Source organism: Streptococcus sp. AS14 (genome assembly GCF_000286495.1).
Lineage (GTDB): Bacteria > Bacillota > Bacilli > Lactobacillales > Streptococcaceae > Streptococcus > Streptococcus sanguinis_P.
In genome coordinates this window covers 99629-121138 of record NZ_ALKI01000018.1, presented here as the reverse complement: position 1 = coordinate 121138, position 21510 = coordinate 99629, and the positions used below count along the sequence as shown (strand labels likewise).

Sequence of the window (21510 nt, the reverse complement as noted above, 5' to 3'; positions counted from 1 at the left end):
CGAGTGCCAGTGGTAAAGCACGCAAGAAACTATTGCTGTAAATTTTTTATAACAAATTGAGTATGAATGGCATTTGAAAATGGATACACTAAGATAGAAAACTGTATATCAAGAAAATGTAAACGTTTTTGACAGTGGAATAGAGCTATAGTAAACTGTGGGTAAGAAGTCAACTGGAAAGGAGGAGCTTGTATGGAAGAATGGAATAGTTCAGCAGAGATTATTGCCATGTCCTTAATTGCCAATTCTGGTGCAGCCCGATCCTTAGCTTTTGAAGCACTTAAAAAAGCAAAACTAGCAGAATTTGATGCAGCTAAGGAATTAATGGATGAGGCAAATAGTGTTATTTTAAAGGCCCATCATTCCCAAACAGATTTATTGCAGGAAGAAGCACAAGGAAACGGTCATCAGTTGAGTATACTGCTTGTTCATGCGCAAGACCATTTTATGACCAGTCTTTTGGCCATTGACCTTATCACTGAGATGATTGAGCTGTATTCCAATCGAGAAGGAGAAAGACAATGAAAATCTTATTAATATGTGCGGCTGGTATGTCCACGAGCATCCTGATGAAAAAAATGGAGCAATATGCAAATGACCAAGGTATTGACCTCGATATCAAAGCGGTCGGATTGATGGACTATCAAGATTATGCTCAGGATTATGACGTGATTTTATTAGGCCCTCAGGTCTCTTATAAACTTGATTCGGTCAAAGAGACAGTATCAAAACCTGTTGCCACCATTCCAGCCATGGATTATGCAATGGGAGATTGTAAGAATATCTTTCAATTAATTAAAGCAATATCTTAAGGAGGATTTTCTGATGGAAAAATTCTTTAACAGTAAATTTATGACCAAACTTCAGGAAATTGGTTATAAACTGGCCAACAATGTGTTTATACAGTCTTTACAAGCTGGATTAGGATCTCTCTTGGGATTGATTACCGTGGGTTCCTTATTTCAAGTCTTAGCTGCAATTGGAAATGAAACAGCTTTAGGCTGGTTCAAAACAGGGGATGCAGTGTATAATACATTGACCTTGCCTTTCCGTTATTCGATGGATTTTATCTCTATCTGGGTTGCTATCTTCTTTGCTTATCATTATGCTAAGAATTTGAAATTGAAATCTCCTATTATGGCTGCGGTTGATACAGCAGTTACTTTCATGTTGGTAGCAGGAGCTTTTGTTGATACTGAAAAATTCTCCGGACTACAGTTAGACTATCTTGGGTCACAAGGTATGTTCATCAGCTTCTTCATTGTCTTTGTCGTTGTACAGATTGAAAAATTCTGCTATGAAAAAGATATTAAAATTAAGATGCCAGATGTAGTGCCACAATTTCTTCAAGATAGTTTTGGTTCTATTTTGCCAGTATTTTTCTCCATTACTCTTTTCCTCTTGCTGAATGTTGGTATTGGTGCTTTGACAGCAGGAGCTTACAACGTTCCGTCTGGTTTTATGGCTCTCTTGCGTGCACCGCTTGGCGCTGTATCATCTGTTCCAGGGATTGTGATGCTTTGTATGTTAGCGCTGGTTCTTTGGTGCTTCGGTATTCATGGTACCCTCATCATTATTCCAATCATTTCTCCACTTGGGATTCAAGCGGCAACAACCAATGCTGCTCTTCATGCGAACGGTCAGCCAATGCAATTCTTCCCAGTTTTGCTCTACACTTCTATGGCTTTAGTTGGCGGTACTGGGAATACTTGGGCACTAGTCCTGATGGGCTTGCGCTCAAAATCCAAACAAATTAGTGCCGTTTCTAAGATTTCGCTCATTCCTGGGTGGTTTGGTATCAATGAGCCGGTAACATTTGGTATGCCAATTATGTTCAACCCAATTCTTTGCATCCCTTATGTACTCAATGTGCCAATTATGATGATCTTGACTTATTTTGCTTACCAAACAGGTTTTATTATTCCTGCTTGGATAGTGGTTAGTGCGCAGTTGCCAATGGGATTCAGCAACTACTTGACAACCCTTCGTTGGCAAAACTTCGTTTGGGACTATATCTTGATTTTACCAGCTATGTTAATCTACTATCCATTCTTCAAGAAATACGAAGAGCAATTGGTTAAGCAAGAAGCTGAAGCGGAAGCAATAGAAGCCAAAGGAGGTGCAGCAGCTTGATTGATGTAACAAAATTTTCCAGAGACTTTCTCTGGGGATCGGCTTCAGCTGCCTATCAAGTTGAAGGAGCTTGGGATGAAGATGGTAAGAGTCTATCTATATGGGACGTCTTTGTTCGCCAGCCTAATAGGACTTTTAAAAACACGACTGGCAACGTGGCAGTGGATCATTACCATCACTATAAAGAAGATGTTAAACTGATGGCCGAAATGGGCCTAAAAGCTTATCGTTTTTCTATTGCTTGGACCCGTATTTTGCCTGAGGGACGAGGAGAGGTCAATCAGAAAGGGATTGAATTTTATTCAAATCTGATTGATGAACTTCTCAAATATAATATTGAACCCATTATCACAATCTATCACTGGGATTTACCTCAAGTATTGCAAGATGAGTACGGCGGTTGGGAATCCAGAAAGATAATCGACGATTTCCTGTATTATGCAGAGGTTCTCTTCAAAAACTTTGGAGATCGAGTGAAATATTGGATTGGACTCAATGAGCAAAATGTCTTTGTTGGACTAGGCTATCGGGATGGTCGTTTTCCACCAGGAATCAAAAATATTCAGTTAATGCACCAGGTAAATCACATTGTCAACTTGGCTAATGCAACGATTATCAAACGATTCCATGATTTGAAAATAAAAGGTCAAATCGGTCCAAGCTTTGCTTTTCCTGTCCTCTATGCTCTGGATAATCAGCCAGAGAATGTTCTAGCTATGGAGAAATCCTTGGATATTAATGTTTGGTACTGGATGGATGCTTATCTATTGGGACGTTATCCAAAGACAGCCTTAGCTTATCTGAAAAATCAATTCGATATAGAATTAGATATTCGAGAAGGGGATTTAGAGATTTTAAAAGCAGGCCGTCCAGATTTCATAGGCGTCAACTATTACCAATCTCATACTTTTGCTGCTAATGTTCCGAATGCTGAAGCTGGTGAGCCGGACCAGTTTAAGCATGTGCCAAATGAACACTTAGAGCGTACTAGCTGGGAGTGGGAAATAGATCCAATTGGTTTGCGAATTGCTTTACGGCGGATTACCAGTAGATATGACATCCCGATTATGATAACTGAAAATGGGCTAGGAGAGTATGATACCTTAACGGAAGATAGAAAGATACATGACCCATATCGGATTGAATATCTTGATAAGCATATTACAGCTGTACAAAATGCCATAGAAGATGGTTGCCAAGTCATCGGCTATTGTACATGGTCTTTCACAGATTTACTTTCATGGCTCAACGGCTATGGCAAGCGTTATGGATTTGTTTATGTAGACCGTGATGAGGAAGAAGGTGGTAGTCTAGAGCGGATTCGAAAAGATAGTTTTTACTGGTATCAAAAATTAATTAAAGAATTTGAGAGCAAAAGAGAAAACAGTAGAACCCATTCATAGAAAAAAGCCAGCAGTTTATATTCCTATACACTGCCGGCCTTTCTTTTTTATTTTTCTCGCATTTGACCTTGTGGGAAGTAGGTTCCTTCTGGCATGTCGTTAATAATGACATGGACAGCAGACTGAGGTGCGCCTGTATTTCTGATAACAGCTTCAGTTACTTCCTTAGCGAGAGCTTTTTTCTGCTCCAGAGTACGACCTTCAAATAAATCAATTCTAACAAATGGCATATTTTCTGCCTCCTTTATTTCTTTATCATTATTTTATCACAAATGAGGTTTTAAAGAGTAGTGAATTATGGTAAAATAATGTGAAGTAAAAATGGAGATAGTGAATTAGCAAAGATTTAAATTATGGCTCAGTTATACTACAAATATGGCACGATGAATTCGGGCAAGACCATTGAAATTTTGAAAGTGGCCCACAATTATGAAGAACAAGGCAAGAGCGTAGTTATCATGACCTCGGCTGTTGATACCCGCGACGGTTTTGGTGTTGTTTCTAGTCGTATCGGCATGAAGCGGAATGCTCTGGCTATTGAAGATCAGACGGATATTTTTGGCTATATCCAGCAGCTGCCTGAAAAGCCTTATTGTGTTTTGATTGATGAGGCCCAGTTTTTGAAACGCCATCATGTCTATGATTTGGCTAGAGTGGTGGATGAGCTGGATGTTCCGGTTATGGCTTTTGGTCTGAAAAATGATTTTCGCAATGAACTCTTTGAAGGATCCAAACACCTCTTGCTCTTGGCTGACAAGATTGAGGAGATTAAAACCATTTGCCAATATTGCTCTCGTAAGGCCACCATGGTTTTACGGACTGATAACGGAAAGCCGGTTTATGACGGAGAACAGATTAAAATTGGCGGCCACGAGACCTATACCTCAGTCTGCCGCAAGCACTATTTTAACCCTGACATTAAATAATCCAATGATAGAAATAAAGGAGATGATGAAAAATCTATGAACATCTATGAACAGTTACAAGCAGTTGAAGATCGCTATGAAGAACTTGGTGAACTCCTAAGCGACCCTGATGTAGTCAGCGATACCAAGCGTTTTATGGAGCTTTCTAAGGAAGAAGCCAGCACCCGCGATACAGTGACAACTTACCGTGAGTATAAAAAAGTCCTTCAAAACATCACAGACGCTGAAGAAATGATAAAAGACGCCTCTGGTGATGCTGACTTGGAAGAAATGGCTAAGCAAGAGCTTAAAGATGCCAAGGCTGAAAAAGAGGAATACGAGGAAAAACTAAAAATCCTCCTTTTACCGAAGGATCCAAACGATGATAAGAATATTATCCTTGAAATCCGCGGGGCTGCGGGAGGAGACGAAGCGCAGTTGTTTGCTGGTGACCTCTTGCAGATGTATCAAAAATATGCTGAAAGCCAAGGCTGGCGCTTCGAAGTCATGGAGGCTTCTTATAATGGTGTAGGCGGGATCAAGGAAGTAGTCGCTATGGTTTCGGGTCAGTCGGTCTACTCAAAGCTTAAGTATGAATCAGGTGCTCACCGCGTACAGCGGGTTCCTGTAACAGAAAGCCAAGGTCGCGTTCATACTTCCACAGCAACTGTCTTGGTTATGCCAGAAATCGAAGAAGTAGAATACGACATTGATCCTAAAGATCTGCGCGTTGACATCTACCATGCATCTGGTGCTGGCGGACAGAACGTCAATAAGGTTGCAACTGCTGTTCGTATCGTTCACTTGCCTACCAATATCAAGGTCGAAATGCAGGAAGAGCGGACCCAGCAGAAGAATAGAGATAAGGCTATGAAAATCATCCGAGCTCGTGTAGCAGACCACTTTGCTCAAATCGCTCAAGATGAGCAGGATGCAGAGCGCAAGTCCACGATTGGTACAGGTGATCGCTCAGAGCGGATTCGCACCTATAATTTTCCGCAAAATCGAGTGACAGATCACCGTATCGGCTTGACCTTGCAAAAGCTGGACACGATTTTAGCTGGCAAACTGGATGAAGTCGTTGACGCTCTGGTTCTCTATGACCAAACGCAAAAACTAGAAGAGCTGAATAAATAATGACATTGGCTCAATATTTGGTGGAGCTAGAGCAGGAGTTAGTAGCAGCGGGAGAAGAAGCAGAAAGCCTGTCTTTCGTTTATCGAGCTCTCAATAAGCTCTCCTTTACCGACTTTGTTCTCAAACTTTGGACAGAAGTCAGCCAGGAAGACCGTAAACAGCTAAAAGCAATTCAAGAGCAGCTGCTTGCCCATAAGCCGGCTCAATATATCATTGGCAGCAGTGACTTTCACGGCTTGACTCTCAAGGTGGACGAGCGAGTTCTGATTCCAAGGCCTGAGACGGAGGAGCTGGTGGAGCTGATTTTGTCAGAAAATCCTGAAAGTTCTCTGTCTGTCTTGGATATCGGAACGGGTAGCGGAGCCATTGCTTTGGCACTGGCAAACAGCCGTCCAGACTGGCAGATTACTGCTTCTGATCTCTCTGGCGATGCTCTTGCCTTAGCAGCAGAAAATGCTCAATCCAGCGGACTTAACCTTGTTTTTGTCCAGTCTGATTGCTTGGATGCAATTCAAGGAAAATTTGACATTATCGTCTCTAACCCGCCCTATATTTCAGAAGCAGATAAAGACGAAGTCGGACTCAATGTTTTGACCTCAGAGCCTCACATGGCCCTTTTTGCTGAGGAAGATGGCTATGCCGTCTATCGGAAAATAGCCGAGCAGGCAGGAGACTATCTGACAAAAATAGGAAAAATCTATCTGGAAATTGGTTACAAGCAAGGAGACGGTGTCAGGGAGTTGCTGGAAAAAAACTTCCCTCAAAAACGAATCCGAGTCCTGAAAGATCAATTTGGCAAAGATAGGATGGTGGCGATGGACAATGGATAAGATAGAAAAGATTCTAGCGGCCAGTGGAGCGGTTGTCCTGCCGACAGAAACTGTTTATGGCCTCTTTGCTCAGGCTTTAAATGAAGAGGCAGTTGAGCGAGTCTACGAATTAAAACGAAGACCTCGTGACAAGGCTCTTAATCTCAATGTGGCGAGTTTAGAAGAGATTTATGCTTTTTCTAAGAAACAGCCCAGTTATCTGAAGCAACTCTATCAAGCCTTTCTGCCTGGGCCTTTGACTATTATCCTTCAAGCTAATGACCGAGTGCCGACTTGGATCAACTCAGGTATGGAAACTGTGGGCTTTCGGATTCCTAAGCATCCGGTTACGCTTGACTTGATTCGCAAGTACGGGCCCTTGATTGGTCCATCCGCCAATCTTTCTGGAAAAGCTAGTGGAACTTCTTTCCAGCAGATTATGATGGATTTTCAAGAGGAGGTCTCGGGAGTAGAAGATGATGCATCTTTGACAGGTCAGGATTCAACTATTCTGGACTTGTCTGGAGAGAAGGCACTCATTTTACGCCAAGGGGCAATCACGCGCGAGGATATTCTCGCCCAAGTAAATGATATAAATTTTTAACTTTAGGACCTAAGGTCCTATTTTCGCAAAAGAAGGGAGACACCTTATGATTTTTGACCAAGAAAACTACAAAGCATTTGACCCAGAGATTTGGGAAGCAGTTGCCAAAGAAGAAGAACGTCAGCAGCATAATATTGAGCTGATCGCTTCAGAAAATGTCGTTTCTAAAGCTGTCATGGCTGCTCAAGGTTCTATTTTGACCAATAAGTACGCTGAAGGCTACCCAGGTCGCCGTTACTATGGTGGGACAGATGTAGTGGATGTGATTGAGAGTCTGGCAATTGAACGCGCCAAGGAAATTTTTGGTGCCAAGTTTGCTAATGTTCAGCCTCACTCAGGCAGCCAGGCTAATTGTGCAGCTTATATGGCTTTGATTGAGCCAGGCGATACAGTTATGGGCATGGATCTGTCTGCTGGCGGTCACTTGACTCACGGTGCATCAGTCAGCTTCTCTGGTCAAACCTATAATTTTGTATCCTATAGTGTTGATCCAGAAACAGAATTGTTTAACTTTGATGCTATCCTCCAGCAAGCCAAGGAAGTGCAGCCTAAGCTGATTGTGGCGGGGGCTTCAGCCTATTCTCATATCATCGACTTTTCAAAATTCCGTGAAATCGCTGATGCAGTAGGTGCCAAGCTGATGGTAGATATGGCTCACATCGCTGGTTTGGTTGCTGCAGGTCTCCATCCAAGCCCGGTACCTTATGCGGATATCACAACCACGACGACACACAAGACCTTGCGCGGACCTCGCGGTGGATTGATTTTGACAAATGATGAAGAATTGGCTAAGAAAATCAACTCAGCCATCTTCCCAGGCATTCAAGGCGGACCATTGGAACACGTTATTGCAGCCAAAGCGGTGGCCTTTAAAGAAGTGCTTGACCCAGCTTTCAAGGTTTATGCTCAGCAGATTTTGGACAATGCCCAAGCTATGGCTCAAGTCTTCCGTCAGCATGATAAGTTCCGTGTGATTTCTGACGGTACTGAAAATCACCTTTTCTTGGTAGATGTTACTAAGGTTGTAGAAAATGGAAAAGTAGCACAAAATCTCTTGGATGAGGTTAATATTACCCTTAATAAAAACTCCATCCCTTACGAAACTTTGTCACCATTTAAGACTAGCGGGATTCGTATCGGTACAGCAGCTATTGCAGCTCGAGGCTTTGGTGTAACAGAAAGTATCAAGGTGGCCGAGCTTATTATCAAGGCTCTGGAAAATGCTGAAAACGAAGCGGTGCTGAATCAGGTGCGGGCGGAAGTTCGCGAACTAACGGACGCTTTTCCACTCTATGAGGGCTTGAACTAAGATGGATATTTACGTAAAAAAAGCCATTATTCATCAATTCAGCCCAGCTGATACCGAACTACTGCTGGCGGATAAGTTTCTCAACATTACTCCCAAGATTGAAGAGTACCTGCGCAAGAAGATTGAGCGGGTCTACTCTGACGATGCTAAAACAGGTGTTTTCGATCCCGAAAACGTCTTTTTAGCCCAGCTTTCAGACGATCTACTGGAAACATCAGTGACAGTGGCCAAGCTCTGGCAGGAGGAGTTTTCTGTCAGTGAAAACCAGAAAACTAATGATCTGATTTTTGTCCAGTTTGACAAAGAAGGTGTGGAGCACTTCGCTTTTTTGCGGATTGCTCTACGGGAAACTCTGACCCATTTGGGTGGAGAGGTGGACAATCCTATCAAGCTGACGCAGAATAATCTGCCTGGCTTTGGTACGGGGGCAGACGAGGCTTTGGTCATTAATCTCAAGTCTCGCAAGTACCATCTGATTGAAAAACGCATCAAGTATAACGGAGCCTTTCTCAATTATATGTCAGACAATCTCTTGCAGGTCAATCCGACAATCTCAGCCAAGAAATCAATCAAAGCGCTTGAGAAGACGGCTCAGAAGGTTGCAGAAAGCTTTAATAAAGACGATTTTCAGTTCCAGTCCAAGGTCAAATCCAGTATTTTCAAAAATCTGGAAGAAAATGACGAACTGTCGCCTGAGAAACTGGCCGATGATCTTTTTGACAGCAATCTGACTGCCCGTCTTACCTTTATCGACCAAGTCAAGGAAGCTATTCCTGAGCCAGTCAAGTTTGATGAGATTGACAGCAGCCGCCAGAAGAAAAAGTTCGAAAATCAGAAACTCTCCCTTTCAAACGGAATTGAGCTCATCGTTCCCAATAATATCTATCAGGACGCAGAGTCGGTAGAATTTATCCAGAACGACAACGGGACCTATTCTATTTTGATTAAGAACATCGAGGATATCCAAAATAAATAATGTTTAAATTTCTAAGAAGACTGATTCTAGTCCTTTTCGTGCTCTTTGCTGGCTATAAGATTTATCAGGTTCATCATGATGTCAAGCAGGTCATGAAGTATCAGACTTTGGTCAGAGAAGTGCTAGACGAACAGGACACAGCGGCCAATGAAGAATTGGTACTGGCCATGATTTATACAGAAACCAAGGGAAAAGACACCGATGTCATGCAGTCCAGTGAAAGCGCGACTGGTCAGACCAATGCCATCACGGATAACAAAGAAAGTATTCGCCAGGGCGTCCAGACCTTGTCTGATAACCTGGAGTTAGCCAGCGAGAAAAAGGTGGACGTTTGGACAGCAGTACAAGCCTATAATTTCGGTCAAGCCTATATCGACTATGTCGCTAAAAATGGTGGCGAAAATACGCTGGAGCTGGCTAAGAAATATTCAAAAGATGTAGTGGCGCCAAGCTTAGGGAATGTAACAGGCAAGACCTACGGCTACTATAACCTGATCTCTATTTTCCACGGCCCAGAGCTCTATATCAACGGCGGTAATTATTATTATTCCCGTCAGGTCAAGATGAACATGCATATCATGCGCCTCTTAAAATGGTTTTAGAAAGAAGTTTTCAAGCTTCTTTCTTTTTTGATGGTGAAGTAATAATCCGGATATTTGTAACCACGATGGATACATGATATAATTTTGTACATCTATCATAAAAAGGAATGAAAAATGAACAAAAAACTTGGTTTTAAGCTCCTTATTCTAGTTTTGGTGACAATTGCCGGTCTAACAGCTTTTTACAACCATAAAGAAGCCGGTGGACTCAATACAAAACAATATGTTCAGTCAACAACGCCGACCTTGTTTTTCCACGGTTTTGGATCCAGCTCTAATGCTGAAAATCATATGACAGAGGCAGCCAAAAAAGCTGGAGTCACTCAGACAATTATCACAGCAAATGTCAGTAAAAACGGTCAAGTAAGCTTATTAGGCGAGATACCGAAAGGTGCTATCAATCCCATTATTAAGGTAAACTACGAAGATAACCGCAATGCCGACTATGCTCAAGATGGTAAGTATGCAGCTGCTGTGATTCGTAAGCTACAAGAGACTTATGGCTTTAATAAGATGAATCTGGTAGGCCATTCGATGGGGAATATGTCCATCCTCTTTTATATGCTAGAGAACGGTCAGGATGAAAATCTTCCTCAGTTGCAAAAGCAGGTCAATATTGCCAACCATGTTAATGGTCTGGAAGGAAGGGACTTGCCTGAAGATTTGACAATTCTAGACGACCAAACTGGCCAGCCTAGTGCTATGAGCCAGACTTATCAAAAACTACTGGGATTACGAGAAGTTTACCCGCAAGAACAAGTAGATGTTCTGAACATTTACGGTGATTTTAAAAACGAATCCGACGGTTCTGTCCTCAATATTTCTTCTCGCAGCCTCAAATATCTCATGGTTGAAAATGCCAAATCTTACCAGGAAAAGAAAATCACAGGTCAGTTGGCTCAGCACAGCCAATTGCATGAGAATCCAGAAGTAGACGAATTACTGATTGACTTCCTTTGGAAAAAGTAGGAAAGAGCAGTTACTGGCAAGCAAATCCAGTGACTGTTTTTTCTTTGAACTTCTTTGAGAAATGTTGTAAAATGTATCTATTATCTCAAGCCCTCAATGGATGAGATAATAATAACTCCATCATTGCAGCAACTTAACTGAAGCACTCTAAACATCAAAAGGAGCGAAAATCACAAGCTCAAGAAACAGAAATTCGAGGCACTCAGAAAGAAGTTTGCTCTATAAAAAAGCTATAGAATTTGGGAAACTATAGCGGGAGGAAAAGAGGAAAAAATATGAAATTCAAAAAAATTTTAATGACAGTAGGAGCCTTACTGGCTACTCTGTTTACTGTATCAACCGCAGCTGCCGATTCAAATGTTCAGAAAGTCATTGATGAGACATACGTGCAGCCTGAGTATGTGCTGGGTTACTCCTTAGATGAGAGCCAAAAACAGCAGACCTTGCAGATGCTTGGCTACAATTCATCCAGTGATAGCAAGCCACTTAAGACCATGACTCCAGAAGTCTACTCTAAAATCATGGATGTTGCTAACGACCCTAGCCTGCAGCTTTATTCTTCTGTAAAAATCCAGAAGTTAGGCAGCAATAAGCCATTAGAGGTCAAAATTGTCACTCCACAAAACATCACCAAGGTTACAGAAGATATGTATCGCAACGCGGCTGTTACTCTAGGTGTTCAGCACGCGCAGATTACCGTTGCGGCACCGATTCCGGTAACAGGTGAGAGTGCTTTGGCAGGGATTTACTACTCTCTTGAGGATAATGGCGCGACCATTCCTCAGGAAAATAAAAACCTAGCGCAGGAAGAACTGGCTGCCCTTTCTGGTATCAATGCTGAAAATACAGGTAAGGAAGGCTATGATGCGGACAAGCTTAACGTAGCTCTGGCTGATATCAAAGCGGCTATCGCCAACGCTAAGAAGAACAACAGCAATCTGACAGCAGATGATGTCCGTAAGATTGTTGAAGAAACCTTGAAAAACTACGGCCTGTCTCAGTCAGTGACCAGTGACCAAATTAACCTCATCGTGAATTTTGCTATCAATCTTTCAAACAGTGGAGTCATTACAGATTCTGACTTTACGAAGACCCTTAGTGACTTGAAAGACAGCATTGTTTCAAAGGCAGGGGATACCTTTAACAATATTAACCTCAACTTTGATGCAAACGGCCTCATTCAAGAAGGCGGTAATTTCTTTTCTAATATCTGGAATGCCATTGTCAACTTCTTTAAAGGATTGTTTGGCGGTTAATTCCAAGACTGTATTAAAACAAGGCTAGAACATTTTAGTTCTAGCCTTGTTTGTTTCTACAGTTATCATTTAAAATAAGATTTGTTTGTTACTCCCACTCTACAGTTGCAGGTGGTTTGCTGGTGATATCGTAGACAATGCGGTTGACATGGTCTACTTCGTTGACGATACGAACAGAGATTTTTTGCAGGACATCCCAAGGAATCTTGGCAAAATCAGCTGTCATACCATCGATAGAAGTGATAGCGCGAATCGCAATTGTGTAGTCGTAAGTCCGGCCGTCTCCCATGACCCCAACAGATCGGACGCCAGTATTAACAGTAAAGTATTGCCAGATGTCGCGGTCAAGACCAGCTTTAGCGATTTCTTCGCGGAGAATAGCATCAGATTCGCGGACAGTTTCCAATTTTTCCTCTGTGATTTCTCCCATGACACGAATAGCAAGCCCTGGGCCTGGGAATGGCTGGCGCCAGACAATTTCATCAGGCATACCAAGCTCGGTACCCAAGGCACGCACTTCGTCCTTATAAAGTGTGTTCAACGGCTCAATCAGCTCAAACTGCATGTCTTCCGGCAGACCACCAACGTTATGGTGAGACTTGATAGTCTGAGCGGTGTCAGTTCCGGACTCGATAACGTCTGTATAGAGAGTCCCTTGAGCCAAGAATTTCACATCTTTCAGTTTGCTGGCTTCGTCGTCAAAGACATAGACAAACTCGTTTCCGATGATTTTACGTTTTTGCTCTGGATCTGAGACGCCGGCTAGTTTATCAAGGAAACGTTTAGCCGCGTCAGCCTTGACGATATTCAAACCAAATTTACCGCCCAGCATATCCATGACCTGATCTGCTTCGCCTTTACGCAAAAGGCCATGATCCACAAAGATACAGATTAGTTGATCTCCGATTGCTTTCTGCAAGAGAACACCGACGACAGAAGAGTCTACACCACCAGAAAGTCCTAACAGAACCTTCTTGTCACCAACGGTTTGGCGGATTTTTTGAATTTCCATGTCAATGAAGTTATCCATAGACCAGTCGCCTTTGGCTCCACAAATAGTAAGAGCAAAGTTGCGCAGGATATCATAACCAAATTCTGAATGACGAACCTCAGGGTGGAACTGAATGCCGTAGATTTTCTTAGCAGAATTTTCAATTGCTGCAAAAGGACAGTCAGCAGAAGTACCAGTACGGACAAAGTCAGCGGGAATTTCTGTTACTGCATCTCCATGGCTCATAAGAACTAGCTGGCTTTCAGGTGTTCCGTTGAAAAGGCTGGAGTTGGCAGTATGTGACAGAGTCGACTGACCATATTCACGATTTCCAGCATGACCAGCAGGGACAACCTTGCCGCCCAGCTTGTGAGTTAAAAGCTGCATACCATAGCAGATCCCCAAAATCGGGATGCCCAACTCGAAAATTTCTGGGTCAATATCAAAGGAGCCGTCTTCATATACAGAATTTGGACCGCCGGAAAGGATAATCCCGACAGGCTGGATAGCACGGACTTCGTCAGCAGTAATCTTGTGGCTCTTGAGCTCAGAAAAAACACCGATTTCACGAATGCGGCGTGAAATCAGCTGGTTGTACTGGCTTCCGTAATCAAGCACGATGATCTTTTCGACATCTTGCAATTCAGTTCTAGTTGTCATCTGTTCCCTTTCTTAAAAGAAGTAATCTTTTCCCCTCATTTTATCACAAAAAAGGAATTTTTCCAAGGTAATAAGGAGCAAGAGTGCTGAAAAAACGAATATGAGTCTTTATTTGACAAAACTGCTAGAATCGTGAGAAAAGCAAGTATTTGAGAGCTAATCCTTATCATTTAGTTTGACATTTGAAGTATTTGGTACTAAAATAAAGGAAGGTACCAAATAAGAAAGAAGAGTCAACATGTTGCCCGCATATATCAAAATTCATGATCAGATTAAGAAAGACATCGACGATGCCGTTTGGGAGATTGGAGAGCGCCTGCCCAGTGAGCGAGATCTAGCCGAAACCTTTAAGGTCAGCCGTATGACCCTGCGTCAGGCCATCACACTCTTGGTTGAGGAGGGGGTGCTGGAGCGTCGGGTCGGTAGTGGAACCTTTGTAGCCAGCACACGCGTTCAGGAGAAAATGCGCGGCACCACCAGCTTCACGGAAATCATGAAAGCTCAAGGCAAAACGCCGTCCAGCCAGCTCATTTCTTATCGACGCACTCTGCCGAGTGAGCAGGAAGTGGAGAAGCTAGGCATCCATAAGACAGAAAATGTCATTCGGATGGAGCGGGTTCGCTACGCTGACGATTTGCCAGTGGTTTACGAGGTAGCTTCAATTCCAGAGAAGTTCATTAAGAATTTCAAAAAAGAAGAGGTGACAAGTCATTTCTTTCAGACCTTGCAGGAACATGGCTATAAGATTGGCAAGTCCCAGCAGACGATTTATGCTCGGCTGGCTAAGGAAAAAATCGCCAATTACCTTGATATTCCTCGTGGTCATGCCATCTTAGGACTGACTCAGATTTCTTACTTTGACGACGGCACAGCTTTTGAATATGTAAAAAGTCAGTATGTCGGCGATCGTTTTGAATTTTATTTGGAAAACAATTAATTATTGCAAAACTCTTGGTTATCACCAAGGGTTTTTAACTTGTCTTTTACTCGGAAGAAAAAGCTGATTGTAGTTTTGCAATCTCATATTTCGAGTGTATATTTCCCTTGTCAGACTAGAGTTTATCATGCTTTTCTGGTATAATGTTTCTTATGGAAATTGAAAAAACAAACCGAATGAATGCTCTTTTTGAGTTTTATGCGGCGCTTTTGACTGACAAGCAGATGAACTATATCGAGCTCTACTATGCAGATGATTACAGTCTGGCAGAGATTGCTGAGGAGTTTGGTGTTAGCCGTCAGGCTGTTTATGATAATATCAAGCGGACGGAGAAGATTCTGGAAGACTATGAGAAAAAGCTGCACATGTACTCGGACTACATTGTTAGAAGCCAGATATTTGACCAGATTACAGAGAAATACCCTAACGACAGCTATCTGCAGGAGCAGATTGGGATTCTGTCTGGTATTGACAACCGAGAGTAATCATGGCTAAACAAGTTATCTACAAGGGAATGTCTTGCTGGTTGTTAGAGTTGGAAGAATCTTTTCCTGCCAGGGTACAAATCATCTCCCCTGACGATCTTTCTAAGGCAATGCAAGAAGGCTTCAGCTGCTGGGGCTACCCAAATGAGATTATGAAAGAAGTCTCTGCTGAGGAATACGCTTGTTTAACACGTTTTGGAAAATTTCCACTGAATTGATCGAAATAGAAACTAGGAGAATAAAAAAATGGCATTTGAAAGTTTAACGGAACGTTTGCAGAACGTCTTTAAAAATCTGCGCAGAAAAGGAAAAATCTCAGAAAGCGATGTTCAGGAAGCAACCAAAGAGATTCGTTTGGCCCTTTTAGAAGCCGATGTTGCCCTGCCAGTTGTCAAAGACTTTATCAAGAAAGTCCGTGAGCGAGCTGTCGGCCATGAAGTTATCGACACCCTCAATCCAGCGCAACAGATTATCAAGATTGTTGACGAAGAGCTGACAACTATTCTGGGTTCTGATACTGCTGAGATTATCAAGTCACCAAAGATTCCAACTATTATCATGATGGTTGGTCTGCAAGGGGCTGGTAAGACCACCTTTGCTGGAAAGCTTGCTAATAAGCTCAAGAAAGAAGAAAATGCTCGTCCTCTCATGATTGCGGCGGATATTTACCGTCCGGCGGCTATTGATCAGCTGAAAACACTTGGACAGCAAATTGATGTTCCTGTCTTTGCTTTAGGCACGGAAGTTCCAGCAGTTGAGATTGTCCGTCAGGGTTTGGAGCAAGCCAAAGCAAACCACAATGACTATGTCCTGATTGATACGGCTGGGCGCCTTCAGATTGACGAAAAGCTCATGCAGGAGCTGTCAGATGTCAAAGCGCTGGCTAATCCGAATGAAATCCTCTTGGTTGTAGATGCCATGATTGGTCAGGAGGCGGCTAATGTCGCTCGAGAATTTAACAGTCAACTGGAGGTGACCGGGGTTATCCTGACTAAGATTGATGGCGATACCCGTGGTGGTGCAGCCCTGTCTGTCCGTCAGATTACTGGTAAGCCTATTAAATTTACTGGTACCGGTGAAAAGATTACTGATATCGAAACCTTCCACCCAGACCGCATGTCCAGTCGGATTCTGGGCATGGGGGACATGCTGACTCTGATCGAAAAAGCCTCTCAGGAATACGATGAGAAAAAATCGCTTGAAATGGCTGAAAAGATGCGGGAAAACACCTTTGATTTCAATGACTTCATTGATCAGCTGGATCAGGTACAAGGCATGGGACCTATGGAAGACTTGCTCAAGCTGATTCCAGGTATGGCCAATAATCCTGCTCTCAAGAATATCAAAGTAGATGAGAAAGAAATTGCTCGCAAGCGTGCCATCGTATCCTCTATGACACCAGCTGAGCGGGAAAATCCTGACTTGCTGAGTCCTAGCCGTCGCCGTCGGATTGCCAATGGTTCAGGTAACAGCTTCGTCGATGTCAATAAATTTATCAAAGACTTCAATCAAGCTAAGCAGATGATGCAGGGCGTTCTGTCAGGCGATATGAGCAAGATGATGAAGCAAATGGGGCTCAATCCAAACAATATGCCTAAGAACATGCCTGGCGGCGGAGGAATGCCCGACATGTCAGCTCTAGAAGGCATGATGGGTCAAGGCGGTATGCCAGATATGTCAGGCTTAGGAGGATCCGGCATGCCGGATATGAGCCAAATGTTTGGCGGCGGACTCAAGGGCAAGGCTGGAGAGTTCCTGATGCGCCGCAGCATGAACAAGATGGCCAAGCAAATGAAGAAAAACAAGAAGAAGCGGAAGTAATAACAAAAAAACAAGTCGCATAACTAAGTTTTATGTGGCTTGTTTTTGGAAACATCAGATTCAGATACGGAGACTATAATGAAGCCTTTTTTTACTCGATGCATTCATCGACTTGCTAAAACCTTTCAAAAATTATTGAATAAGCTGCCTTCCCACCCTATTTCTCATCTACCTGCCAGCAAGGTCAAAATACATCCTATTATCATGATTCCAGGTAGTTCGGCGACAGAGAATCGATTTAATCGAATGGTTAAAAAACTCAATCGTAATCAGCATCCGCATCATAGTTTGCTCCGTATTAAAATTTGGAATGACGGGCATATAACTTACCGAGGGCATTTGAAGCGAAAGGATAGAAATCCCATTTTTGTAGTTGGCTTTCAAAATAATCGCGATGGTTATGAAAATATCAAGAATCAAGCAGCAATGTTTGACGCTGTCTTGACTGCCTTGCGAGAGAAGTATTCTTTTAACAGCTTTAAGGCGCTTGGACATTCTAACGGTGGTCTAGTTTATACATTATTCCTGCAGCAATACCTTGCAAACCATTCTGGGCTAGAGATGGAAAAGCTCCTGACTATCGGCAGTCCTTATAATCTGAACAAGAAAAATCTCAATCATCGAGTTGCGATGTTAGTTGACTTTGTAGACAACCAGGAAAAACTGCCTAAGAAGCTGGAGCATTTGTCAATTTTGGGAATCTTTTTCCGAGATGGCGACGGAATTGTCCATAAAAGCAGTGTAGAGGCTGGGAGTTTGATTTACAAAGGAAAAATCGCTTCACACAGAGAGGTCGTCATCGTAGGCAAGGACGCCCATCATTCTTCCTTGCCGCAAAATGAACAGGTAGTTGATTTGATTAGGGAGTTTTTATTCTAGTAAATATTTTACATAATTTAATTTTAGTAAAAATCAGAAAGGCAATAAAAGAATGAAAATGACAGACATTCTTTATAGGTATTATGGTGACTTTGATCTGGTAAATGAAAAATGGAACGAAGACTATGAAAGCATTTTAATTAAGCCAAAGGATAATCAAGAATATAAAAGATGCCGTTTGGCAAAGAAAACACCCAAAAAAGAAGGCTACTTTACAGTCTTTTGGAAAAAAGACCAAAACAACAAGAATATTCCTTATACTGATAGAGACTTGGGTGATGAACTAGTTATTGTCGTTATTGACGACTGTCATTGCGGTATATTTATAATTCCCAAAGGGGTGGCTATTAGTAAAAAAATTCTTTCTACAAAGGATTGTAAAGGAAAGATGGCTATGCGGTTTTATCCGTCCTGGTGCACAAATTTAAATAAAACAGCTCAGGCAACACAAAAATGGCAACTGGATTATTTTAAAAAAATCAAATTAGAAGAATAAGTTTTAGGTAAAACAAGATAGAGTTGAGAAACTAAACTCTGTCTTGTTTTTATTATCTTTTTTGTATTAAAGTTAGATTGCTTACTTCCCTCTGTCATCTTTCCGAAAAACTATAATTTTCTTGAAAAATATATCTAGATATGCTATACTACCATTATAGAAAAAACGGAGAAATGTGATGAGACGTGAACTGTTATTAGAAAGAATTGATAGACTCAAAGCCACTATGCCCTGGTACATTCTGGAATATTACCAGTCTAAGCTGGCGGTGCCTTATAGTTTTACAACCTTATACGAATATCTCAAAGAATATGATCGCTTTTTTAACTGGATGCTAGAATCTGGTATCACGGATGCTTCGCATATTGCTGAGATTCCTCTCTCAATCTTGGAAAATATGACCAAAAAAGACATGGAAGCCTTCATTCTTTATCTGCGCGAGCGGCCGCTTCTCAATGCCAATACAACTCAAAATGGTGTTTCCCAGACAACCATTAACCGGACTCTTTCGGCTTTATCTAGCCTCTACAAATATTTGACTGAGGAAGTCGAAAACGAACAGGGCGAGCCTTACTTCTATCGAAATGTGATGAAAAAAGTTGCTACTAAGAAGAAAAAGGAAACTCTGGCAGCCCGTGCAGAGAATATTAAGCAGAAGCTCTTTTTAGGGGATGAGACAGAAGAATTTCTCCAGTATATTGATACGGAGTACCCCAAGAAACTCTCTAATCGAGCTCTGTCCTCCTTCAACAAGAACAAGGAACGTGATCTAGCCATTATTGCCTTGCTACTAGCCTCTGGCGTTCGTCTGTCTGAAGCTGTTAATCTGGATCTGAAAGACATCAATCTCAAAATGATGGTCATTGAAGTGACAAGAAAAGGCGGAAAAAGGGACTCTGTCAATGTTGCTGCTTTTGCCAAGTCCTATTTAGAGGAGTACCTGAGTATTCGAAGCAAACGATACAAGGCCGAAAAGACTGATACAGCCTTCTTTTTGACTGAATACCGTGGCACTCCTAATAGAATTGATGCTTCTAGTGTTGAAAAAATGGTGGCCAAGTATTCTGAGGACTTCAAAGTGCGAGTGACTCCTCACAAACTCCGCCATACGCTTGCTACACGCTTATATGATGCAACCAAATCTCAAGTTCTCGTAAGTCATCAGCTAGGGCATGCTAGCACTCAGGTAACGGACCTCTACACCCATATTGTCAATGATGAGCAAAAGAATGCTTTGGATAAATTATAATATTACATAATTTAAAATATGTAACAACAGAGACAGCAATAACAACAAAAGAGCGAAAATCTAGTTTAGATGCTTCGCTCTTTCTTTTATAAAAATTCAATCCAATAGTTCCGATGAGGTTCAATAATAAGCGGTCTGCCCCAGAAGTGCTTGAGATGCTCCAGATTTGCTGCTGTGACAGGTCGATTCTTGGAGTTGTACTTTTCAGCGCTTTCTCTAGTTAGGAAACATTTGACTGCTTCGTAGGAGCCTTCTGCTGTCTCTCTATTCAGCCCTTCGAAGCTAACTTCATCGCCTGGCTGAGGATTATCCGTGAAGAGTTTTCCGATAAAATAGACCGTTTTACTCTTCATCAGATCGTAAGCCTTGATATTCTCTATTCGATTATTAGCTGCTGCAAACATGATACAAAAGCTGTCTACAAGATCCTTCAAGGGCATCAGGTCTTCCTTGGGAACGAAAACATCTACCATGTAGAGCCCGCCAATGACTAGGTTTTGGAAAGAAGGTTGCTGAATAACATTATCCAACGCCATGCCAAGCGGTAATTTCACAGCTTGATAGCCTGATTTTTCAAATTCTTCTTTCTTTTTCTCATAATCTTCTGGAGATATGCTAACATAAAAATTGTCTGGATTAGGAGATGGTTTTTTCTTCAGAAAAGCTACAACTGTGCGGTCCAACTGCTCAAACAGACCAAGGCTTTCTACTGGGACTTTCTGCATCAAGGCACCCCTTTCTCTAATTCCCTATCATTTTATCATATCTGTTAGATAAAGCCTAGAGAAAACTAGCTGGTTAAGGAAACGTAAGAATGTTGTTGATTTGAAATATACTGTTTACATGAAAAACCAAACTCTTCGAGAGCTTGGTTTTCTTTATGTCATATTTTAACCGACGATAGCTTCGGCAATCTCTTCTCTGCTTATCCCAGCAAAGTAACGGCTAATATCAATCCTTTCAAGAGCTTTAAGTACATCTTCACGCTCGTATTTAACACCGCGCAGCACATCCTCTACTGCTGCTACGTCTTCAATACCAAAGAAGTCTCCATAGATTTTAATATCCTGAATCTTAGATTCAACAACATTGGCAAAGATTTCTACCTTACCGCTGGTAAACTTGGTGCCACGGCGGACATTGTATTCAGGTGATTTACCATAGTTCCAGTCCCAAGTTCCAAACTTGCTATCTCTGATTTGCTTGATTTCTTCTAGTTCTTTCTCAGAGAAGACATATTCTGTCATTTCTGGATACTCTTTCTTCATATAGTCCAGAAGCAGGTCACGGAATTCTTCGACAGTAATCTTTTCTGGCAATTCGTTGACAATATTTGTCACGCGTGCACGGACAGATTTAACCCCTTTTGATTCGAACTTGTCTTTAGAAACCTTAAGCGCATTGGCCAAGACAGACAAATCAACATCAAAGAGTAAGCAACCATGGTGCATGATACGGCCGTTAATATAGGCCTGAGCATTGCCACAGAACTTCTTACCGTCAATTTCCAGGTCATTACGTCCAGTAAATTCAGCCTTTACCCCAAGCTCTGCCAAGGTATTAATAACCGGCGTAGAAAAACTCTTGAAGTCAAAGGCACGATCTTCGTTTTCCTTGGAGATAATGGTGTAGTTGAGGTTGTTCAGATCATGATAGACAGCTCCACCGCCACTGATACGACGTACGACCTCAATGCCATGCTCACGAACATAATCACGGTTGATTTCTTCGATGGTATTTTGGTGACGTCCCACTATGATAGAGGGTTTGTTAATCCACAGCAGGAAAATTTCATCCTCATCTAAGAGGTGTTTGAAAGCATATTCTTCCAGAGCAATATTAAAAGCTGTATCATTTGAGTAGTTAACAATGTATTTCATAAGCTACCT

General features: G+C 42.1%; 24 protein-coding genes. 20 read left to right on the top strand and 4 right to left on the bottom strand.

Going from position 1 to position 21510, the window contains the following annotated elements; genetic code table 11:
- Nucleotides 1-192 precede the first annotated feature (192 nt).
- The 4 genes from HMPREF1150_RS01390 to HMPREF1150_RS01405 are packed head-to-tail and all read left to right on the top strand — an operon-like array spanning nt 193 to nt 3536.
- A complete protein-coding gene (locus tag HMPREF1150_RS01390; RefSeq protein WP_002895529.1) occupies nt 193-525 on the top strand; it encodes a PTS lactose/cellobiose transporter subunit IIA in 333 nt (110 codons plus the stop codon).
- On the top strand, nt 522-812 hold the full coding sequence (locus tag HMPREF1150_RS01395) for a PTS sugar transporter subunit IIB (RefSeq protein ID WP_002909758.1): 291 nt from the start codon (nt 522-524) through the stop codon (nt 810-812). Before HMPREF1150_RS01390 ends, HMPREF1150_RS01395 begins: the two co-directional genes overlap by 4 nt.
- Before the next feature lie 13 nt (nt 813-825).
- A complete protein-coding gene (locus HMPREF1150_RS01400) occupies nt 826-2133 on the top strand; it encodes a PTS sugar transporter subunit IIC (RefSeq protein ID WP_002924728.1) in 1308 nt (435 codons plus the stop codon).
- The gene (locus tag HMPREF1150_RS01405; protein ID WP_009660328.1) at nt 2130-3536 is read left to right on the top strand and encodes a glycoside hydrolase family 1 protein; all 1407 of its coding nucleotides are present in this window, start codon (nt 2130-2132) and stop codon (nt 3534-3536) included. The genes HMPREF1150_RS01400 and HMPREF1150_RS01405 overlap by 4 nt, the downstream gene beginning before the upstream one ends.
- 47 nt (nt 3537-3583) lie before the next feature.
- Here the strand turns inward: HMPREF1150_RS01405 and HMPREF1150_RS01410 are convergent, their stop codons facing one another.
- The gene (locus HMPREF1150_RS01410) at nt 3584-3784 is read right to left on the bottom strand and encodes a 4-oxalocrotonate tautomerase (RefSeq protein ID WP_260468138.1); all 201 of its coding nucleotides are present in this window, start codon (nt 3782-3784) and stop codon (nt 3584-3586) included.
- Between the two features lie 105 nt (nt 3785-3889).
- Here HMPREF1150_RS01410 and HMPREF1150_RS01415 point away from each other — a divergent pair, with 105 nt between their 5' ends.
- The 9 genes from HMPREF1150_RS01415 (at nt 3890) to HMPREF1150_RS01455 (ending at nt 12103) form a co-directional block, all read left to right on the top strand.
- Nucleotides 3890-4462 carry a thymidine kinase gene (locus HMPREF1150_RS01415; RefSeq protein WP_009660308.1) on the top strand — a complete coding sequence of 191 codons (573 nt, stop codon included), beginning with the start codon at nt 3890-3892 and terminating at the stop codon, nt 4460-4462.
- A 36-nt stretch (nt 4463-4498) separates the two neighbouring features.
- Nucleotides 4499-5578 carry a peptide chain release factor 1 gene (prfA, locus tag HMPREF1150_RS01420; protein WP_009660266.1) on the top strand — a complete coding sequence of 360 codons (1080 nt, stop codon included), beginning with the start codon at nt 4499-4501 and terminating at the stop codon, nt 5576-5578.
- Nucleotides 5578-6408 carry a peptide chain release factor N(5)-glutamine methyltransferase gene (gene prmC, locus HMPREF1150_RS01425; protein WP_009660500.1) on the top strand — a complete coding sequence of 277 codons (831 nt, stop codon included), beginning with the start codon at nt 5578-5580 and terminating at the stop codon, nt 6406-6408. Before prfA ends, prmC begins: the two co-directional genes overlap by 1 nt.
- Nucleotides 6401-6991: an L-threonylcarbamoyladenylate synthase gene (locus HMPREF1150_RS01430; RefSeq protein ID WP_009660301.1), complete on the top strand. Its 591-nt coding sequence runs from the start codon at nt 6401-6403 to the stop codon at nt 6989-6991. The genes prmC and HMPREF1150_RS01430 overlap by 8 nt, the downstream gene beginning before the upstream one ends.
- A gap of 46 nt (nt 6992-7037) precedes the next feature.
- Complete coding sequence (gene glyA / locus HMPREF1150_RS01435; RefSeq protein WP_009660377.1) at nt 7038-8300, top strand: serine hydroxymethyltransferase; 1263 nt, start codon at nt 7038-7040, stop codon at nt 8298-8300.
- 1 nt (nt 8301) lies between these two features.
- On the top strand, nt 8302-9276 hold the full coding sequence (locus HMPREF1150_RS01440) for a nucleoid-associated protein (RefSeq protein ID WP_002915230.1): 975 nt from the start codon (nt 8302-8304) through the stop codon (nt 9274-9276).
- Nucleotides 9276-9878 carry a lysozyme family protein gene (locus HMPREF1150_RS01445; RefSeq protein ID WP_002915229.1) on the top strand — a complete coding sequence of 201 codons (603 nt, stop codon included), beginning with the start codon at nt 9276-9278 and terminating at the stop codon, nt 9876-9878. The genes HMPREF1150_RS01440 and HMPREF1150_RS01445 overlap by 1 nt, the downstream gene beginning before the upstream one ends.
- A 114-nt stretch (nt 9879-9992) precedes the next feature.
- A complete protein-coding gene (locus HMPREF1150_RS01450; RefSeq protein WP_009660299.1) occupies nt 9993-10847 on the top strand; it encodes an alpha/beta hydrolase in 855 nt (284 codons plus the stop codon).
- 275 nt (nt 10848-11122) lie between these two features.
- A complete protein-coding gene (locus tag HMPREF1150_RS01455) occupies nt 11123-12103 on the top strand; it encodes a DUF1002 domain-containing protein (protein ID WP_009660514.1) in 981 nt (326 codons plus the stop codon).
- Nucleotides 12104-12191: 88 nt separating this feature from the next.
- Here the strand turns inward: HMPREF1150_RS01455 and guaA are convergent, their stop codons facing one another.
- A complete protein-coding gene (gene guaA / locus HMPREF1150_RS01460; RefSeq protein WP_009660508.1) occupies nt 12192-13754 on the bottom strand; it encodes a glutamine-hydrolyzing GMP synthase in 1563 nt (520 codons plus the stop codon).
- Between the two features lie 238 nt (nt 13755-13992).
- Here guaA and HMPREF1150_RS01465 point away from each other — a divergent pair, with 238 nt between their 5' ends.
- The 7 genes from HMPREF1150_RS01465 to xerS all read left to right on the top strand — a co-directional run bounded on the left by HMPREF1150_RS01465 (nt 13993) and on the right by xerS (nt 19621).
- Entirely contained in the window at nt 13993-14691 is a 699-nt protein-coding gene (locus HMPREF1150_RS01465) for a GntR family transcriptional regulator (protein ID WP_002909746.1), read from the top strand.
- 152 nt (nt 14692-14843) lie between these two features.
- On the top strand, nt 14844-15176 hold the full coding sequence (locus HMPREF1150_RS01470) for a putative DNA-binding protein (RefSeq protein WP_009660419.1): 333 nt from the start codon (nt 14844-14846) through the stop codon (nt 15174-15176).
- Between the two features lie 2 nt (nt 15177-15178).
- On the top strand, nt 15179-15394 hold the full coding sequence (locus HMPREF1150_RS01475) for a hypothetical protein (protein ID WP_004191299.1): 216 nt from the start codon (nt 15179-15181) through the stop codon (nt 15392-15394).
- A gap of 28 nt (nt 15395-15422) precedes the next feature.
- Entirely contained in the window at nt 15423-16997 is a 1575-nt protein-coding gene (gene ffh, locus HMPREF1150_RS01480; protein ID WP_002909742.1) for a signal recognition particle protein, read from the top strand.
- A 78-nt stretch (nt 16998-17075) separates the two neighbouring features.
- Complete coding sequence (locus HMPREF1150_RS01485; protein WP_002909741.1) at nt 17076-17876, top strand: alpha/beta hydrolase; 801 nt, start codon at nt 17076-17078, stop codon at nt 17874-17876.
- Between the two features lie 52 nt (nt 17877-17928).
- Nucleotides 17929-18372: a MepB family protein gene (locus HMPREF1150_RS01490; RefSeq protein WP_002909740.1), complete on the top strand. Its 444-nt coding sequence runs from the start codon at nt 17929-17931 to the stop codon at nt 18370-18372.
- 178 nt (nt 18373-18550) lie between these two features.
- On the top strand, nt 18551-19621 hold the full coding sequence (xerS, locus tag HMPREF1150_RS01495) for a tyrosine recombinase XerS (protein ID WP_009660527.1): 1071 nt from the start codon (nt 18551-18553) through the stop codon (nt 19619-19621).
- 86 nt (nt 19622-19707) lie between these two features.
- Here xerS and HMPREF1150_RS01500 read toward each other — a convergent pair whose 3' ends face one another.
- Nucleotides 19708-20346 (bottom strand): hypothetical protein, encoded by a 639-nt coding sequence (locus tag HMPREF1150_RS01500; RefSeq protein ID WP_002921210.1) that lies wholly within the window; start codon nt 20344-20346, stop codon nt 19708-19710.
- Nucleotides 20347-20511: 165 nt separating this feature from the next.
- A complete protein-coding gene (locus HMPREF1150_RS01505; RefSeq protein ID WP_009660420.1) occupies nt 20512-21501 on the bottom strand; it encodes a lipoate--protein ligase in 990 nt (329 codons plus the stop codon).
- Nucleotides 21502-21510: the final 9 nt, after the last annotated feature.

Excerpts from the sequence above, each read along its gene's own strand:
- HMPREF1150_RS01390 (WP_002895529.1), top strand. The coding sequence starts at position 193 with ATGGAAGAATGGAATAGTTCAGCAGAGATTATTGCCATGTCCTTAATT.
- HMPREF1150_RS01395 (WP_002909758.1), top strand. The coding sequence starts at position 522 with ATGAAAATCTTATTAATATGTGCGGCTGGTATGTCCACGAGCATCCTG.
- HMPREF1150_RS01400 (WP_002924728.1), top strand. The coding sequence starts at position 826 with ATGGAAAAATTCTTTAACAGTAAATTTATGACCAAACTTCAGGAAATT.
- HMPREF1150_RS01415 (WP_009660308.1), top strand. The coding sequence starts at position 3,890 with ATGGCTCAGTTATACTACAAATATGGCACGATGAATTCGGGCAAGACC.
- prfA (WP_009660266.1), top strand. The coding sequence starts at position 4,499 with ATGAACATCTATGAACAGTTACAAGCAGTTGAAGATCGCTATGAAGAA.
- prmC (WP_009660500.1), top strand. The coding sequence starts at position 5,578 with ATGACATTGGCTCAATATTTGGTGGAGCTAGAGCAGGAGTTAGTAGCA.
- HMPREF1150_RS01430 (WP_009660301.1), top strand. The coding sequence starts at position 6,401 with ATGGATAAGATAGAAAAGATTCTAGCGGCCAGTGGAGCGGTTGTCCTG.
- glyA (WP_009660377.1), top strand. The coding sequence starts at position 7,038 with ATGATTTTTGACCAAGAAAACTACAAAGCATTTGACCCAGAGATTTGG.
- HMPREF1150_RS01440 (WP_002915230.1), top strand. The coding sequence starts at position 8,302 with ATGGATATTTACGTAAAAAAAGCCATTATTCATCAATTCAGCCCAGCT.
- HMPREF1150_RS01445 (WP_002915229.1), top strand. The coding sequence starts at position 9,276 with ATGTTTAAATTTCTAAGAAGACTGATTCTAGTCCTTTTCGTGCTCTTT.
- HMPREF1150_RS01450 (WP_009660299.1), top strand. The coding sequence starts at position 9,993 with ATGAACAAAAAACTTGGTTTTAAGCTCCTTATTCTAGTTTTGGTGACA.
- HMPREF1150_RS01455 (WP_009660514.1), top strand. The coding sequence starts at position 11,123 with ATGAAATTCAAAAAAATTTTAATGACAGTAGGAGCCTTACTGGCTACT.
- guaA (WP_009660508.1), bottom strand. The coding sequence starts at position 13,754 with ATGACAACTAGAACTGAATTGCAAGATGTCGAAAAGATCATCGTGCTT.
- HMPREF1150_RS01465 (WP_002909746.1), top strand. The coding sequence starts at position 13,993 with ATGTTGCCCGCATATATCAAAATTCATGATCAGATTAAGAAAGACATC.
- HMPREF1150_RS01470 (WP_009660419.1), top strand. The coding sequence starts at position 14,844 with ATGGAAATTGAAAAAACAAACCGAATGAATGCTCTTTTTGAGTTTTAT.
- HMPREF1150_RS01475 (WP_004191299.1), top strand. The coding sequence starts at position 15,179 with ATGGCTAAACAAGTTATCTACAAGGGAATGTCTTGCTGGTTGTTAGAG.
- ffh (WP_002909742.1), top strand. The coding sequence starts at position 15,423 with ATGGCATTTGAAAGTTTAACGGAACGTTTGCAGAACGTCTTTAAAAAT.
- HMPREF1150_RS01485 (WP_002909741.1), top strand. The coding sequence starts at position 17,076 with ATGAAGCCTTTTTTTACTCGATGCATTCATCGACTTGCTAAAACCTTT.
- HMPREF1150_RS01490 (WP_002909740.1), top strand. The coding sequence starts at position 17,929 with ATGAAAATGACAGACATTCTTTATAGGTATTATGGTGACTTTGATCTG.
- xerS (WP_009660527.1), top strand. The coding sequence starts at position 18,551 with ATGAGACGTGAACTGTTATTAGAAAGAATTGATAGACTCAAAGCCACT.
- HMPREF1150_RS01500 (WP_002921210.1), bottom strand. The coding sequence starts at position 20,346 with ATGCAGAAAGTCCCAGTAGAAAGCCTTGGTCTGTTTGAGCAGTTGGAC.
- HMPREF1150_RS01505 (WP_009660420.1), bottom strand. The coding sequence starts at position 21,501 with ATGAAATACATTGTTAACTACTCAAATGATACAGCTTTTAATATTGCT.